A 13776-nucleotide genomic window follows, 5' to 3' on the forward strand; every position below is an offset into this window, starting at 1 on the left:
GCCCGTTCACCTTCCGGATGAACGGGCTCGAGCACTGTTGTACGCCAACTACTTCCGGAACTTCGCTTCCAGCTCCCGCAGTGTCGCCTGTAGGTCGGCCGGATCGTTGGTCTTGAAGATGCCGTCATACCCGGTCTCCGCGCGCACCGCGGCTTCGACCTCCGGATCGTGGTAGAGCTTGGCCACCGCGAGCAGCCGCGGGTTGTCCTTGTCGGCGGCGCGAACCGCGAAGATGTTGATGTACTGCTTCAGTTCCGGGCGCTCGGGATCATCGGTGTAGATGACCTCCTGCTGCGTGAGCCCGGCCGGTCGCGCGAAAGTGTCGTCGACGAACGCCGCGTCCACGCTCTCCAGCGACGGCGCGGTCAGCGTCGGGTCGATGGCCTTCAGGCTCACCTTCGAGGCGGCGGTATCGACGTCCTCGATCTTGGAATCCCAGCTCGGTCCACCCTTCAGTACGATCAGCCCGGCCGCGGCCAGGCCCAGCAGTGGCCGCACCTGATTGGCCGGATTGTTGCTCAGCGTGATCTGCCCACCCTGCGGAATGTCTTTGACCGACTTGTGCTTCCGCGAGTACAGCGTCAGCGGGAAGATCTCGCTGGCGCCGATCGGCACCAGGGTGTCGTTGTTGCGGACGTTGTAGTTGGCCAGGTACCGCACGTGCTGGAACTTGTTGATGTCGATCCGCTGCTGCGCGAGCGCCGGGTTCGGCTGGTTGTAGTCGGTGAAGTTGACGAACTCGACCGTGATGCCCTGGTCGGCAGCCTTCCGTTTGAAGACCTCCCAGTGCGGCTGTGCGAGATCGTTCACACCAACGCGCACCACGTCGGCATTGTGCTCGCGGCCACAGCCGACCGTCGTGAGCAGGGCTAACAGCAGAGGGATCAGCAGCACTCGGCGCAGATTTCGCATTGGAGGCAACCTAGACGCGCGTCCAGGAATTCGCCAGAGTTTTGCTCAGCACAATTCGAACCGTTGCCCACCGCACCACTCCCCCGCTTGGATAACCGGGTTCGTATCCGCCACAAGCATTCAGGAGTAGTTGTGAAGTTCACTCGGGCACTGGCGATCCCGGTCCTCGTAGCCACCGCGGCCCTCACCCTCACCGCCTGCGGTAAAGACGAGAGCTCCTCCGGCACGGTAGTGCGTATCGGCACCACCGACAAGGACAAGGCCTGGGAGGTCTTCGAGCAGAAGGCCAAGGACAAGGGCATCACCCTGAAGATCACCAACTTCTCCGACTACAAGCAGCCGAATCTCGCGCTGGCGCAGAAGCAGATCGACGTCAATCTCTTCCAGCATCTGCAGTTCCTCGGGGCCTACAACGTCGCCAACAACGACAGCCTCACCCCGATCGGCTCGACCTACATCGTGCCACTGGGCCTGTACTCGAAGAAGCACAAGAGCTTGGCCGACATCCCGGCCGGCGGCGAGATCGCCATCCCGAACGACCCGACCAATCAGGCGCGGGCGCTGTTCGTGCTGCAGGCCGCCGGTCTGCTGAAGCTGTCCTCGGACACCCGTCAGCCCTCGCCCGCCGATATCGACAAGGGCGCGTCGAAGGTGAAGGTGACCCCGGTCGACGCCGCCCAGACCGCGTTGTCGCTCGCCTCGGTGGACGGGTCGATCATCAACAACACCTTCCTGGAGCGCTCCGGCGTAGACCCGAAATCAGCGCTCTACAAGGATGATCCGGCGAACCCGGCGGCCGAGCCGTACATCAACGTGATCGTGACCCGGGCCGAGGACAAGAACAACCCGCTCTACAACCAGCTCATCGACATCTGGCGCGATCCGGCGGTGCAGCAGGCGCACAGCGAAGTCACCAAGGGCACCGCTGTCTCGGTGAACCGCCCGGCCGGGGACCTGGAACAGATCCTGACCCGGGTGCAGCAGACCACCCGCGACGGCAAGTGAGCGACGTCCCGGCCGTCGAATTCCGTTCGGTCACCAAGGTTTTCGGCAAGGGCGAGCAGCGCCAGACCGCGCTCGACAACATCGACCTGCGCATCGAAAAGGGTGAGATCTTCGGCGTCATCGGCTATTCCGGCGCGGGTAAGTCCACGCTGGTGCGGCTGATCAACGCCCTGGAGAAGCCGACCAGCGGCACCGTCGAGATCTCCGGCACCCCCATCACTGGGGTGTCGGAGCGCGAGGTGCGGCGGCTGCGCCGCGATATCGGCATGGTGTTCCAGCAGTTCAACCTGTTCCGATCCCGCACGGCCGCAGGCAATGTCGAGTATCCGCTGAAGGTGGCGGGCTGGAAGCGCGCCGAACGCAAGGCGCGGGTCGCCGAGTTGCTGGAGTTCGTCGGCCTGTCCGACAAGGCCCGCAGCTATCCGGATCAACTGTCCGGCGGGCAGAAGCAGCGGGTCGGCATCGCCCGGGCGCTGGCGACTTCGCCGTCGCTGCTGCTCGCCGACGAGTCGACCTCGGCGCTGGATCCGGAGACCACCGGCGAGGTGCTGCGACTGCTCCGCAAGATCAACCGCGAGCTCGGCGTCACCATCGTGGTCATCACCCACGAGATGGATGTGATCCGCGCGGTGGCCGACCGAGTCGCGGTGCTCGCCGAGGGCCGGATCGTCGAATTGGCCAGCACCTTCGAGGTTTTCGCGACCCCGCAGGCGGCGCCGACCCGGTCCTTCGTGGAGACCGTGCTGCACGACCGGCCTTCGGACGCGGAGCGGAAGACACTGACCGACCGGCACGGCGGCCGGCTGGTCACAGTCGCCATCGATGACGAGCGCGGCATCGGTGCGGCGCTGGCCACGGCCACGCACGCCGACGTCCGGTTCGAAGTGGTCTACGGCGGCGTACGGACCTTGCAGGACAAGACATTCGGCAGCCTCACGCTGGCGCTGCACGGCCCCGACGACGCCGTCGCCAAGGTGATCGGCGAACTCGAGACAGCCGGAAAGGGGTAGCCGTGCATACGGATTGGGACAAGCTCCAGCCGGTACTGCTCGAATCCATCGGCACCACCATCTATCTCGTGCTGCTCACCTTCGTGGTGGGCGGGGTGATCGGGTTGTTCCTGGGCACCGCGCTCTACACCACCCGCAAGGGCGGTCTGCTGGCCAACACACCCGTGCACGTGCTGCTGAACGTGCTGGTCAACGTGGTGCGGCCGATCCCGTTCATCATCCTGCTGGCCGCGCTCGGCCCGATCACCCTGGAGGTGGTCGGCACCACCATCGGCACCGAGGCGGCGGCGTTCGTGATGATCGTCGCGGCGTCGTTCGGCATTGCCCGCATCGTCGAGCAGAATCTGGTGACGGTGGATCCCGGCGTGATCGAAGCTGCCCGCGCGGTCGGCGCGGGTCCGCTGCGGATCATTTTTACACTGCTGATCCCGGAAGCCTTGGGCCCCTTGGTCCTCGGCTACACCTTCGTCGTCATCGCGATCGTCGACATGTCGGCTATGGCGGGCACTGTCGGCGGCGGCGGACTGGGCGATTTCGCCCTGGTCTACGGCTATCAGCGCTTCGACTGGCAGGTCACCCTGGTGGCCACGCTCATCATCATCGCCGGGGTGCAGGGCATCCAGTTCCTCGGCAACTGGCTGGCCCGGAAGGTCCTGCGGCGCTAGGCACAAAAAGGCTCGGCACGACTCGCGAGAATGCGAATCGTGCCGAGCCGCTGTGCTTTTGGGTCAGCCCGCGTTCGCCGTGCAGGCGGACAGGATGACCCGGGCCGGACGCGGCGAAGCGCTGCCCGGATCCGGGAACGGCGGGGCGCTCATGCCGAGCACCTCGTTCGAAAGGCGTTCGGCCTCACCGCGACCGGGCGCCCAGGACCAGCCGAAGCGGTAGTCGGCGCCCTGGGACACCGAACCGCAGGCGTTGCGGAAGTTGACCACGACCTCGCAGTCGCGACGGGCGCATTCGGCCCGCGCGCCGTTCTCGGCCGCGGCCCAGCTGCCGTAGTTGACGGCCGAGGACACGCGGGCGCTGCTCCGCGAAATCGCCAGCGCGCCATAGAGATCGCCGCGGGCGGCGTTGAAGCCACCGTCCACGGACGTGGCATGGTAGCCCTCGACTTCCATGATCGCCACGCCACTCTGGGTGGCCGCGTTGGCCGGACTCATGCCGGACAACACGATCGCGGTTGCGAAAGACGCGACCGCGCCCGCGGCAACCTTACGAGACAAAGACAAAAGAATCCTCCCCGGTTCAAAGGTGATGTCAGCGAAGATCATCGCCTAGAAGATCCCAATTGTCCAAGTAGTTTCGGGCCGCCGCACGCGACCTCCGCTCAGCGAATGTTCTTGGTGCAGGCGGAGGTTACGACGGCCGCGGCGCGCGGCTGGGAGCTGCCGAGATCCGGGAAGGGCGGCGCGGATTCGCCAAGGGAGGCGACGGCCGCCTGTTCGGCGTCCGCGAGGGAGCCGCCGGCGGCCCAGCCCCATTTGCCGTCCGCGCCGCGGGCGATGGCGCCGCAGCCGTCGACGATGCGCAGCACCAGTTCACAGTCGTAGACGCCGCAGTCGCGGATGGCGGCGGCGTCGGCGGCCACCTTGGAGGGATGGTCGACGGAGGCGATCGTTTTACCGGTGCTCCACGAGATCCCGAAGGTGCCGTAGTACTTCCCGGCCGCCTCGGCCGGCGCGGCCGCGAAGACGGTGACCGCGGCCGATGAGGTGACAGCGGCGACCAGAGCGGACTTACCGAGCACAGACAAGAGGATCCTCCCCGTTTCAGAACGTTTACGGGGAGGATCTTCGCTTGCTATGTATCGAATTGTCCAGTGCCCGAAGGCTACTAGACGGTGAATCCGAGCGCGCGCAGCTGTTCACGGCCGTCGTCGGTGATCTTGTCCGGGCCCCACGGCGGCATCCAGACCCAGTTGATCGTCAGGTCCTCGACCAGGCCGCTGCGCACCAGGGCGTTGCGGGTCTGGTCCTCGATGACGTCGGTGAGCGGGCACGCGGCCGAGGTCAAGGTCATGTCGAGCTTGGCGATCTCGTTCTCGACCGAGATGCCGTAAACCAGGCCGAGGTCCACGACATTGATGCCGAGTTCGGGGTCGACGACGTCGCGCATCGCCTCCTCGATGTCCTCGAGGTGCTTGATCTCCTCGGCAGACAGTTCGACCGGAGCAGCAGCCTGCTCGGTCTCGGTGGCCGGTGTCTCGGTCATGAGTTCGCCCCATTCGTGGAGGAATTATCGGATATCCGCACCACGGCGTCCTTGAACGCCAGCCAACCCAGCAGCGCGCACTTCACCCGCGCCGGGTACTTGGCGACGCCGGCGAGGGCGATGCCGTCGCCGATCACGTCCTCGTCGCCTTCGATGGTGCCGCGGCTGGAGATCATCTCGCTGTAGGAGTCGACGACCTTCAGCGCCTGCTGCACCGGCAGCCCGATGACCTGGTCGGCCAGGATCGACGTGGCGGCCTGGCTGATCGAACAGCCCTGGCCGTCGTACGACACATCCGTGACCTCACCGTTGTCGGCGATGTTGACGCGCAAGGTCACCTCGTCACCGCAGGTCGGGTTGACGTGGTGCACTTCGGCGCCGAACGGCTCCCGCAGCCCGCGGTGGTGCGGGTGTTTGTAGTGGTCCAGGATCACTTCCTGGTACATCTGCTCCATGCGCATGTCTTATGCAACTCCGAAGAACTTCTGAGCCTTCCGCACGGCGGCTACCAGTGCGTCCACCTCGTCCAGGGTGTTGTAGGCGGCGAAGGACGCGCGCGCGGTGGCGGGAATGCCCAGGCGCTGCATGAGCGGCCACGCGCAGTGGTGCCCGACGCGCACGGCGACGCCTTCGTCGTCCAGGATCTGGCCGACATCGTGGGCGTGGATCCCGTCGACCACGAACGACACCGCGGAACCGCGATCCACGTTCTCGATCGGTCCGACGATCCGCACACCCTCGATCGCACTCAAGCCTTCGATCGCCTTCGATACCAGCGCATGTTCGTGCGCGGCAATGTTTTCCATGCCGAGCTCTTCGAGATACCGCACGGCCGCACCCAATCCGACCACCTGCGAGGTCATCGGCACACCGGCCTCGAACCGCTGCGGCGGCGGGGCGTAGGTGCTGGCGGCCATGGTGACGGTCTCGATCATCGAGCCACCGGTGATGAACGGCGGCATCTGCTCGAGCAGCGCACGGCGGCCGTAGAGCACGCCGACGCCGGAGGGGCCGAACATCTTGTGCCCCGAGAACGCGGCGTAATCGACGTCGAGCGCCCGGAAGTCGACCGTCATGTGCGGCACCGACTGGCAGGCGTCGAGCACCGTCAACGCGCCGACTGCCTTTGCGCGCCGGACGATTTCGGCGACATCGGTGACCGCGCCGGTCACGTTGGACTGATGCGTGAACGCGACAACCTTGGTGGCGGGCGACAATTCGAGCGAATCGAGATCGATCCGGCCGTCCTCGGTCACGCCGTACCACTTCAGCGTCGCACCGGTGCGCCGCGCGAGCTCTTGCCACGGAACGAGATTCGCGTGATGCTCCAGCTCGGTGACGACGATCTCGTCACCCGGGCCCACATGATGCGGGAACCGCGGGTCGGCGAAAGTGTAGGTCACCAGGTTCAGCGATTCGGTCGCGTTCTTGGTGAACACGATCTCCCCGGCATCGACGCCCACGAAGCGCGCGATATCGGCGCGCGCGTTCTCGTAGGCGTCGGTCGCTTCCTCGGCCAGCTGGTGCGCACCGCGATGCACCGCCGAATTGCTTTCGATCAGGAACTGTCGTTCCGCGTCGAGCACCACCAGGGGCCGCTGGGAAGTCGCGCCGGAGTCCAAGTACACCAACGGTTTCCCGTCCCGGACCGTGCGGGCCAGGATCGGGAAGTCGGCCCGGATGCGGGCCACGTCGAGAGCGTTATGGACCATGGCGGTCATATCAGGCTCCAGCGGTCGCGGGAATGAACTTGGTGTAGCCGTTGGCGTCGAGTTCGTCGGCCAGCTCCGCGCCGCCCTCGGCGACGATGCGGCCACCCACGAAGACGTGCACGAATTCCGGCTTGATGTAGCGCAGGATCCGGGTGTAGTGCGTGATCAGCAGGACGCCGCCGTTCTCGCGCTCCTTGTAGCGGTTGACACCCTCGGAGACGATGCGCAGCGCGTCCACGTCGAGGCCGGAGTCGGTCTCGTCGAGGATGGCGATCTTCGGCTTGAGCAGGCCCAGCTGCAGGATCTCGTGGCGCTTCTTCTCGCCGCCGGAGAAGCCCTCGTTGACGCTGCGCTCACCGAAGGCGGCGTCGATCTCGAGCTCGTTCATCGACTCCTTCACCTCCTTGACCCAGTGCCGCAGCTTCGGGGCCTCGCCGCGGACAGCGGTGGCGGCGGTGCGCAGGAAGTTCGTCATCGAGACGCCGGGGACCTCGACCGGGTACTGCATGGCCAGGAACAGGCCGGCGCGGGCGCGCTCGTCGACCGTCATCTCCAGCACGTCTTCGCCGTCGAGGGTGATCGAGCCGGAGGTCACCGTGTACTTCGGGTGTCCGGCGATCGCGTAGGACAGCGTCGACTTGCCCGAGCCGTTGGGGCCCATGATGGCGTGGGTCTCACCGGACTTGATGGTGAGGTTCACGCCCTTGAGGATTTCCTTGGCCTCGCCTTCCGGCGTAGCCACCTCGACGTGCAGGTCCTTGATTTCCAGGGTGGTCATCGGAGTTGAATTCCTTTGCGGGGTAATGGTCTGTGTTGTCAGGCGCCGATTGCGGCGAGTTCGGCCTCGATGGCCGACTCCAGCCGCTCCCGGATCTCGGGGACCGCGATCTTCTGGATGATCTCGTGGAAGAAGCCACGCACGACCAGGCGACGGGCGGCGTCCTCGGGGATGCCGCGCGAGCGCAGGTAGAACAGCTGCTCGTCATCGAAACGTCCGGTGGCACTGGCGTGTCCGGCGCCGGCGATCTCGCCGGTCTCGATCTCCAGGTTCGGCACCGAGTCGGCGCGGGCGCCGTCGGTGAGGATCAGGTTCCGGTTCACCTCGAAGGTGTCGGTGCCCTCGGCGGCCGCGCGGATCAGCACGTCGCCGACCCACACGGTGCGGGCATCGCCCTTCTTGGAGTCCGGATCGCCTTGCAGCGCACCCTTGTACAGCACGTTCGACTTGCAGTTCGGGACCGCGTGGTCGATGAGCAGGCGCTGCTCGAAGTGCTGGCCGGCGTCGGCGAAGTAGAGACCGAGCAGTTCGGCGTCGCCGCCGGGACCGTCGTAGCGCACGCCCGCGGTCAGACGAACCAGGTCGCCGCCGAGGGTGACGTTGATGTGGCGCAGCGTGGCATCGCGACCCACCTTGGCGTGATGCGCGGTGGTGTTGACGGCGTCATCGGCCCAGTCCTGGACGTGGACGACGGTCAGCTTCGCGCTGTCACCGAGCACGAATTCCACGTTCTCGGCGTAGGTTCCGCTGCCGCGCTGGTCGACGACCACGGTGGCGACGGCGAAGTTCGCGAGCCGAATCTGCGTGTGGCCGAAGGCGGTCTTGCCCTCGCCCGGGCCGGTCACGGTGAGCACGACCGGCTCGGCGACCTCGATCTCCTGGCCGACCGACACGATGGTCGCCGACTCGAAGCTCGAATATGCCTGGGCCGCAACACGATCGGCGGGCACACCGGCCTGGCCGAGGCGCGCGTCATCGCGGCCCACGGTCTCGACGGTGACGCCCTCGACCGAGTTGACCTCGACGGTCGCCTTGCCGTCCTGCACGGCGGTGCCGTCGTGCAGGCCGCGCAGGCGGCGCATCGGGGTGAAGCGCCACTCCTCGTCGCGGCCCGACGGGACCTCGAAAGCCTCCACATCGAACGAGGTGAAAACCTCGCCCTTGTTGGTCGCGGCTCCGGCACCCGGGTTCTGAATCGGTTTGGCGTTCTCGCCTTCAACCGCTCCAATGACACCTGTCGCCATCAGCCGACGCTTCCTTCCATCTGCAGCTCGATGAGCCGGTTCAGTTCCAACGCGTATTCCATCGGCAGTTCCTTGGCGATCGGCTCGACGAAGCCGCGCACCACCATCGCCATCGCCTCGTCCTCGGTGAGGCCGCGGCTCATCAGGTAGAACAGCTGATCCTCGGACACCTTCGAGACGGTCGCCTCGTGGCCCATCGTCACGTCGTCCTCGCGGATGTCGACGTAGGGGTAGGTGTCGGAGCGGCTGATCGTATCGACCAGCAGCGCATCGCACTTCACGGTCGACTTGGAGCCGTAGGCGCCCTTGTTGATCTGGATCAGGCCACGGTAGGAGGCCCGGCCGCCACCGCGCGCCACCGACTTCGACACGATGTTCGAGGAGGTGTGCGGCGCCAGGTGCAGCATCTTCGCGCCGGTGTCCTGGTGCTGGCCCTCGCCCGCGAACGCGACCGAGAGGACCTCGCCCTTGGCGTACTCGCCGGTCATCCAGACCGCCGGGTACTTCATGGTGACCTTGGACCCGATGTTGCCGTCGACCCACTCCATGGTCGCGCCCGCTTCGGCCTTGGCCCGCTTGGTGACCAGGTTGTAGACGTTGTTCGACCAGTTCTGGATCGTGGTGTAGCGGCAGCGGCCGCCCTTCTTCACGATGATCTCCACGACCGCGGAGTGCAGCGAGTCGGACTTGTAGATCGGCGCGGTGCAGCCCTCGACGTAGTGCACGTAGGCGCCCTCGTCGACGATGATCAGGGTGCGCTCGAACTGGCCCATGTTCTCGGTGTTGATCCGGAAGTAGGCCTGCAGCGGAATGTCGACGTGCACACCCGGCGGCACGTAGATGAACGAGCCACCCGACCACACCGCGGTGTTCAGCGCGGAGAACTTGTTGTCACCGGCGGGGATGACCGAGCCGAAGTACTCGTGGAAGAGCTCCGGGTGCTCCTTCAACGCCGTGTCGGTGTCGAGGAAGATGACGCCCTGCTTCTCCAGATCCTCACGGATGGAGTGGTAGACGACCTCGGACTCGTACTGCGCGGCGACACCGGAGACCAGGCGCTGCTTCTCCGCCTCGGGGATGCCGAGCTTGTCGTAGGTGTTCTTGATGTCCTCGGGCAGGTCTTCCCAGGTCGCGGCCTGCTTCTCCGACGAACGCACGAAGTACTTGATGTTGTCGAAGTCGATGCCGTCGAGGTTGGAACCCCAGTTCGGCATGGGCTTGCGGTCGAAGATCCGGAGGGCCTTGAGACGCTGCTCGAGCATCCACTCGGTCTCGCTCTTCTTGGCCGAGATGTCTCGGACAACCGCCTCGGACAGACCTCGCTGCGCGGCGGCGCCGGCCACATCCGAATCGGCCCAGCCGTAACCGTATTTGCCCAGCGAAGCAATGGTTTCTTCCTGGGTGAGCGGTTGCACCTGGTCGGTGGTCGTCGTCATTCGGCACTCCTTCCGGAGTCGTTCGTTCGTACCGTCGCGGGCTGTGCGGCGGTTTGTGGAGCAGACTTTTTCGTTATCGGTAGTGCGAGTAGCGGTACGTGGGTGGTGCAGGCGCAGTCGCCGTTGGCGATCGTCGCGAGCCGCTGCACGTGGGTGCCGAGCAGCTCCCGGAACGCCTCGAGTTCGGCCTCGCACAGCTGCGGGAATTCCTCGGCGACGTGCGCGACCGGGCAGTGATGCTGGCAGATCTGCACGCCCGCGCCCACCTTGCGGGTGGAGGCGGCGAATCCGGCGTCGGTGAAGGCTTCCGCGATTTCCTCGGCTTTCGCCTCGGTGTTCTGCGGAGTGTGGTCCTCGACCGCGTCGATCCCGGCCACGATAGTCCGTGCCCGTTTCCGGGCGAATTCGGTGATGGCCTGTTCGCCGCCGATCTCGCCGAGCTGGCGAATGGCGGCCCCGGCGAGGTCGTCGTAGGCGTGGCCGAGGCGGCCGCGTCCGGCGGCGGTCAGCTGGTATTGCTTGGCGGGGCGGCCGCGGCCCTTCTGCTGCCACGGTGCGGATCGGCTTGCCCGCGCCTGACCGGAATCGATCAGGGCGTCGAGATGCCGGCGCACGCCGGCCGGGGTGAGGCCCAGCCTGGTGCCGATGGCGGTCGCGGTGATCGGGCCGTCCTCCAGCAGCAGCTGGACGATGGCGGCCCGGGTGTGGCCCTCGGTGCCGACGGGCGCAGGCGCCGACGCGGTACCAGCCTTGCGACCGGCCCTTTCGTCGTCATTCCGCAAACCCATGGTTTTCACAACACCAGTGTGGCGGAATTCGTTCCCTAAATCTAATAAGGGTCCCCTTGGAAAGCGCCCCCGAGCTCGGCATTTGATCATGCTGGGGGCTCCAGCGGGCGCATAACCCGAGATGCCGGGGGTTCGCGGTGGGCGCAGATCGGGCCGATAGTGATCCATTGCACAGTCTTGTAGATCGACTATCAGCGCACATCAAGCGGGATTGCAGCAGCAGTTTCCAGCCCTGCGCAGGCGCGCTCGGCCGGGATCGAGGGTATCCAGAGATTCGCCGGGGGTGAACCGGCAGTGATCGTGCGACTTGGCGCACAATTCGAATCGTGCGTATGGGGCTGATCGAATTCAGCGCACGGCTACCAGTTTCATCGGGGTTTCCAGGAGCGCTTCGGCGGAATCGTGCCACGGCACCGTCACGCTCGTGACTACCGACGGATCGAAGCTGCCGGCCGCGACGAGGTCGAGGACCGCGGGGATGGCCGGGCGGGCATGGGCGCGGCCGGTGTGGAAAGTGCAGCAGCGGCTGTACATGTCGAAGACCGGGAGGGCGACGTCGGAGAGCTGCACGCTGACGCTGGTGCACCAGCCGTCGTAGGTGGTCGCGTCGATGGCGGCGCGCAGGGCCTTCGACCCGCCCGCGGACTCGACCGTGATCGGGAACCGGCCGACGCGAGTGTCGCGCCGGCCTTCGACCGCCTGCGCGCCGAGCTTCTCGGCGATCGCCAATCGTTCGGCCGAATCATCCAGGTAGACAACGCGATCCGAGCCGAGCGCGACGGCGAGACCGGCCGCGTAGAGCCCGATCGACGGAGCCCCTGGACCGCCGATGACCAGTACTTCCGCGCCCGGATCGGCGGCCAGCTGTGGGCCGACGGCGCGGTAACCGTCCGGGATGTTGTCGCTGGCGCTGGCCACGGTGGCCGGATCGACCCCGGCCGGGAGCGGGACGAGCATGGCGTCGGCGTGCGGGATCAGGGCGAGGTCGGCCCACAGACCGCCCCAGTCGAGACCGCCGAGCGTGCCGAGGCCGAAGGTGGACAGCGGTGGATGGGACGCGCAGTTGCCGGTGCGGCCGCGCAGGCAGGGTTTGCAAGTGCCGCAAGAGATTTGGAACGGGACGACGGCGCGGTCACCGACCCGGACCGTGCGCACCTGCTCCCCGACCGCGACCACTTCGACGACGCCCTCGTGCCCGAATGGGTAGGGCCCGGACAGTGGAAACGATCCGCGCAACACCGCCGGGTCGATATCGCAGGTGGCCAGTGCGATCGGCCGGACGAGAGCCTGTCCAGGAGCGGTGATTTCGGGTTCGGGGACGTCTTCCCAGGTGAGTGCGCCGGGGCCGGACAACGTCAAACGCTTCATTCATCGAGTCTCGCTAGAACGTTCTTTCTAGTCAATGGCCGAGGGGCCGATCATTCTGCGCAGCACCAACTTCCGGAAATTTTCCGCCGAGTTCTCTCACACGCCAGTCATCTGGCTGCGACATCTGCATCCGCGAGCGTCGTTCTGATCAACCGCTCCATCCCCGCGGCCACCGCCCGCAGCGGTTCCTCGGACCGCCGTACCCGCGACAGGATCGTCGCCCCTTCATAGGCCGCTACCACCGTCACCGCCAGCCGCTCGGCCTCCTCCACCGGCAAACCGACCTCGGTCAGCAGCCCAGCGAAGGCTCGCTCCATCATCTCGAAGGCCGCCACACACGCGACCCGGATCGCCTCCACATCACTGCCCCCATCGAGCGCGGGCGTCCCCACCGGACACCCATCGGTCCACTCCGACCCCGCCAGCTTCGCCACCATGAACTCGAACATCGTCCGCGTCGACGCGAACACATCCCCCGGCGCCTGCGCCATCACCCGACTCGACAACACCGCCGTCCCGGTAATCGCCGCCACCGCGATCTCCTCTTTCCCACCCGGAAAGTGGTGATAAATCGACCCATACGGCAACCCCGCCGCCGCACTCAACTTCTTCAACCCGAACCCGTGATACCCATGCCGCGCCAGCAACCCCGCCGCCGCAACCTCGATCCGCCGCCTGGACTCCGAAACCATGTGCTCGATTGTGCGCTGCCAGTACCTCGCCCCGCCGACGGCCAATGGATGCAAGCCGGACAGGTGGACTCCCCCACACCGCAGGGCGCCGAGCCGGACAACCCCGGCCAAGTCTGGCGCGACCCCGAGGGCTACCCCGTCGACCCCACCATCCCGGCCCAACGCACGCCGGTCCGGGCCATACCGAGCACCCCATCCGGCAGCGTGCACCGGCTACAGCCGGTTCACCAAACATGTTCCCGGTCCAGCCACACCGAAGTCGGGGTGGCTCACCAGCAACAGGACCTGCTGGATCGCTACCAGAGTCGCTCGGCTGGTCCGCCAGGACACTGAAGTCCGGCGACGCAACGGCAGCAGGGCTGCGACCCCTGGTCGCGCCCACAAGTCCTTCGGCTTCGCCGTGCTCGGGCCGACACCCGCCAGCGGACTCACCCATCCTCCGGCAGGAAGCTCGGCTTCCCAGGCGGTCAGCGAGTTCAGCCGGTTGCGGGTCGGACGATTGCCCCGCGACACCACCCTCGGTGTTGCCATGGCCTTTCCCGTCGCTCGGTGGGGCGCTCGGCTTCGCGGGCGGGCAGTGCAGCTCGGCGGGTTGCGGGTCGGCCGGTTTCGTTCGG

At 66.4% G+C, this 13776-nt stretch carries 16 protein-coding genes; 3 read left to right on the forward strand and 13 right to left on the reverse strand.

Translation table 11 applies throughout. The features are described from left to right. Nucleotides 1-48: 48 nt before the first annotated feature. Nucleotides 49-912 carry a MetQ/NlpA family ABC transporter substrate-binding protein gene (locus IBX22_RS03475; RefSeq protein ID WP_194813923.1) on the reverse strand — a complete coding sequence of 288 codons (864 nt, stop codon included), beginning with the start codon at nt 910-912 and terminating at the stop codon, nt 49-51. A 132-nt stretch (nt 913-1044) separates the two neighbouring features. On the opposite strand from IBX22_RS03475, the gene IBX22_RS03480 reads away from it, so the two are divergent. From IBX22_RS03480 to IBX22_RS03490, 3 genes are read left to right on the forward strand one after another with little or no spacing between them, the layout of a single operon-like run. After that, entirely contained in the window at nt 1045-1917 is an 873-nt protein-coding gene (locus IBX22_RS03480; protein ID WP_194813924.1) for a MetQ/NlpA family ABC transporter substrate-binding protein, read from the forward strand. After that, nucleotides 1914-2927 (forward strand): methionine ABC transporter ATP-binding protein, encoded by a 1014-nt coding sequence (locus IBX22_RS03485; RefSeq protein WP_194813925.1) that lies wholly within the window; start codon nt 1914-1916, stop codon nt 2925-2927. Before IBX22_RS03480 ends, IBX22_RS03485 begins: the two co-directional genes overlap by 4 nt. Nucleotides 2928-2929: 2 nt before the next feature. After that, complete coding sequence (locus tag IBX22_RS03490; RefSeq protein ID WP_194813926.1) at nt 2930-3592, forward strand: methionine ABC transporter permease; 663 nt, start codon at nt 2930-2932, stop codon at nt 3590-3592. 63 nt (nt 3593-3655) lie between these two features. On the opposite strand, the gene IBX22_RS03495 is transcribed toward IBX22_RS03490, so the two are convergent. The 12 genes from IBX22_RS03495 to IBX22_RS37250 all read right to left on the reverse strand — a co-directional run bounded on the left by IBX22_RS03495 (nt 3656) and on the right by IBX22_RS37250 (nt 13690). Continuing rightward, on the reverse strand, nt 3656-4153 hold the full coding sequence (locus IBX22_RS03495) for a DUF4189 domain-containing protein (protein ID WP_194813927.1): 498 nt from the start codon (nt 4151-4153) through the stop codon (nt 3656-3658). 104 nt (nt 4154-4257) lie between these two features. Then, nucleotides 4258-4677, reverse strand: coding sequence for a DUF4189 domain-containing protein (locus IBX22_RS03500; protein ID WP_309234572.1), 420 nt, complete (start codon nt 4675-4677; stop codon nt 4258-4260). 86 nt (nt 4678-4763) lie between these two features. Beyond that, nucleotides 4764-5141 carry a metal-sulfur cluster assembly factor gene (locus IBX22_RS03505; RefSeq protein WP_194813929.1) on the reverse strand — a complete coding sequence of 126 codons (378 nt, stop codon included), beginning with the start codon at nt 5139-5141 and terminating at the stop codon, nt 4764-4766. Continuing rightward, the gene (gene sufU, locus IBX22_RS03510; RefSeq protein WP_194813930.1) at nt 5138-5602 is read right to left on the reverse strand and encodes a Fe-S cluster assembly sulfur transfer protein SufU; all 465 of its coding nucleotides are present in this window, start codon (nt 5600-5602) and stop codon (nt 5138-5140) included. The genes IBX22_RS03505 and sufU overlap by 4 nt, the downstream gene beginning before the upstream one ends. A gap of 3 nt (nt 5603-5605) precedes the next feature. Beyond that, complete coding sequence (locus tag IBX22_RS03515) at nt 5606-6862, reverse strand: cysteine desulfurase (protein WP_194813931.1); 1257 nt, start codon at nt 6860-6862, stop codon at nt 5606-5608. Nucleotide 6863: 1 nt separating this feature from the next. Continuing rightward, entirely contained in the window at nt 6864-7631 is a 768-nt protein-coding gene (gene sufC, locus IBX22_RS03520) for a Fe-S cluster assembly ATPase SufC (RefSeq protein ID WP_194813932.1), read from the reverse strand. Between the two features lie 38 nt (nt 7632-7669). Further along, nucleotides 7670-8875, reverse strand: a complete 1206-nt coding sequence (sufD, locus tag IBX22_RS03525; protein WP_194813933.1) for a Fe-S cluster assembly protein SufD — start codon at nt 8873-8875, stop codon at nt 7670-7672. Beyond that, nucleotides 8875-10311, reverse strand: coding sequence for a Fe-S cluster assembly protein SufB (gene sufB / locus IBX22_RS03530; RefSeq protein WP_194813934.1), 1437 nt, complete (start codon nt 10309-10311; stop codon nt 8875-8877). The genes sufD and sufB overlap by 1 nt, the downstream gene beginning before the upstream one ends. After that, nucleotides 10308-11099, reverse strand: a complete 792-nt coding sequence (locus IBX22_RS03535) for a metalloregulator ArsR/SmtB family transcription factor (RefSeq protein WP_305082253.1) — start codon at nt 11097-11099, stop codon at nt 10308-10310. Before IBX22_RS03535 ends, sufB begins: the two co-directional genes overlap by 4 nt. Nucleotides 11100-11447: 348 nt before the next feature. Then, on the reverse strand, nt 11448-12467 hold the full coding sequence (locus IBX22_RS03540) for a zinc-binding dehydrogenase (protein ID WP_194813936.1): 1020 nt from the start codon (nt 12465-12467) through the stop codon (nt 11448-11450). Between the two features lie 107 nt (nt 12468-12574). Beyond that, nucleotides 12575-13159, reverse strand: a complete 585-nt coding sequence (locus IBX22_RS03545; protein ID WP_194813937.1) for a TetR/AcrR family transcriptional regulator — start codon at nt 13157-13159, stop codon at nt 12575-12577. A 213-nt stretch (nt 13160-13372) separates the two neighbouring features. Continuing rightward, complete coding sequence (locus IBX22_RS37250; RefSeq protein ID WP_228538162.1) at nt 13373-13690, reverse strand: hypothetical protein; 318 nt, start codon at nt 13688-13690, stop codon at nt 13373-13375. Nucleotides 13691-13776 lie beyond the last annotated feature (86 nt).

The organism is Nocardia sp. XZ_19_385 (genome assembly GCF_015355755.1).
GTDB lineage: Bacteria > Actinomycetota > Actinomycetes > Mycobacteriales > Mycobacteriaceae > Nocardia.

Excerpts from the sequence above, each read along its gene's own strand:
- IBX22_RS03475 (WP_194813923.1), bottom strand. The coding sequence starts at position 912 with ATGCGAAATCTGCGCCGAGTGCTGCTGATCCCTCTGCTGTTAGCCCTG.
- sufU (WP_194813930.1), bottom strand. The coding sequence starts at position 5,602 with ATGCGCATGGAGCAGATGTACCAGGAAGTGATCCTGGACCACTACAAA.
- IBX22_RS03535 (WP_305082253.1), bottom strand. The coding sequence starts at position 11,099 with ATGGGTTTGCGGAATGACGACGAAAGGGCCGGTCGCAAGGCTGGTACC.
- sufB (WP_194813934.1), bottom strand. The coding sequence starts at position 10,311 with ATGACGACGACCACCGACCAGGTGCAACCGCTCACCCAGGAAGAAACC.
- sufC (WP_194813932.1), bottom strand. The coding sequence starts at position 7,631 with ATGACCACCCTGGAAATCAAGGACCTGCACGTCGAGGTGGCTACGCCG.
- IBX22_RS03505 (WP_194813929.1), bottom strand. The coding sequence starts at position 5,141 with ATGACCGAGACACCGGCCACCGAGACCGAGCAGGCTGCTGCTCCGGTC.
- IBX22_RS03540 (WP_194813936.1), bottom strand. The coding sequence starts at position 12,467 with ATGAAGCGTTTGACGTTGTCCGGCCCCGGCGCACTCACCTGGGAAGAC.
- IBX22_RS37250 (WP_228538162.1), bottom strand. The coding sequence starts at position 13,690 with ATGGCAACACCGAGGGTGGTGTCGCGGGGCAATCGTCCGACCCGCAAC.
- IBX22_RS03515 (WP_194813931.1), bottom strand. The coding sequence starts at position 6,862 with ATGACCGCCATGGTCCATAACGCTCTCGACGTGGCCCGCATCCGGGCC.
- sufD (WP_194813933.1), bottom strand. The coding sequence starts at position 8,875 with ATGGCGACAGGTGTCATTGGAGCGGTTGAAGGCGAGAACGCCAAACCG.
- IBX22_RS03545 (WP_194813937.1), bottom strand. The coding sequence starts at position 13,159 with ATGGTTTCGGAGTCCAGGCGGCGGATCGAGGTTGCGGCGGCGGGGTTG.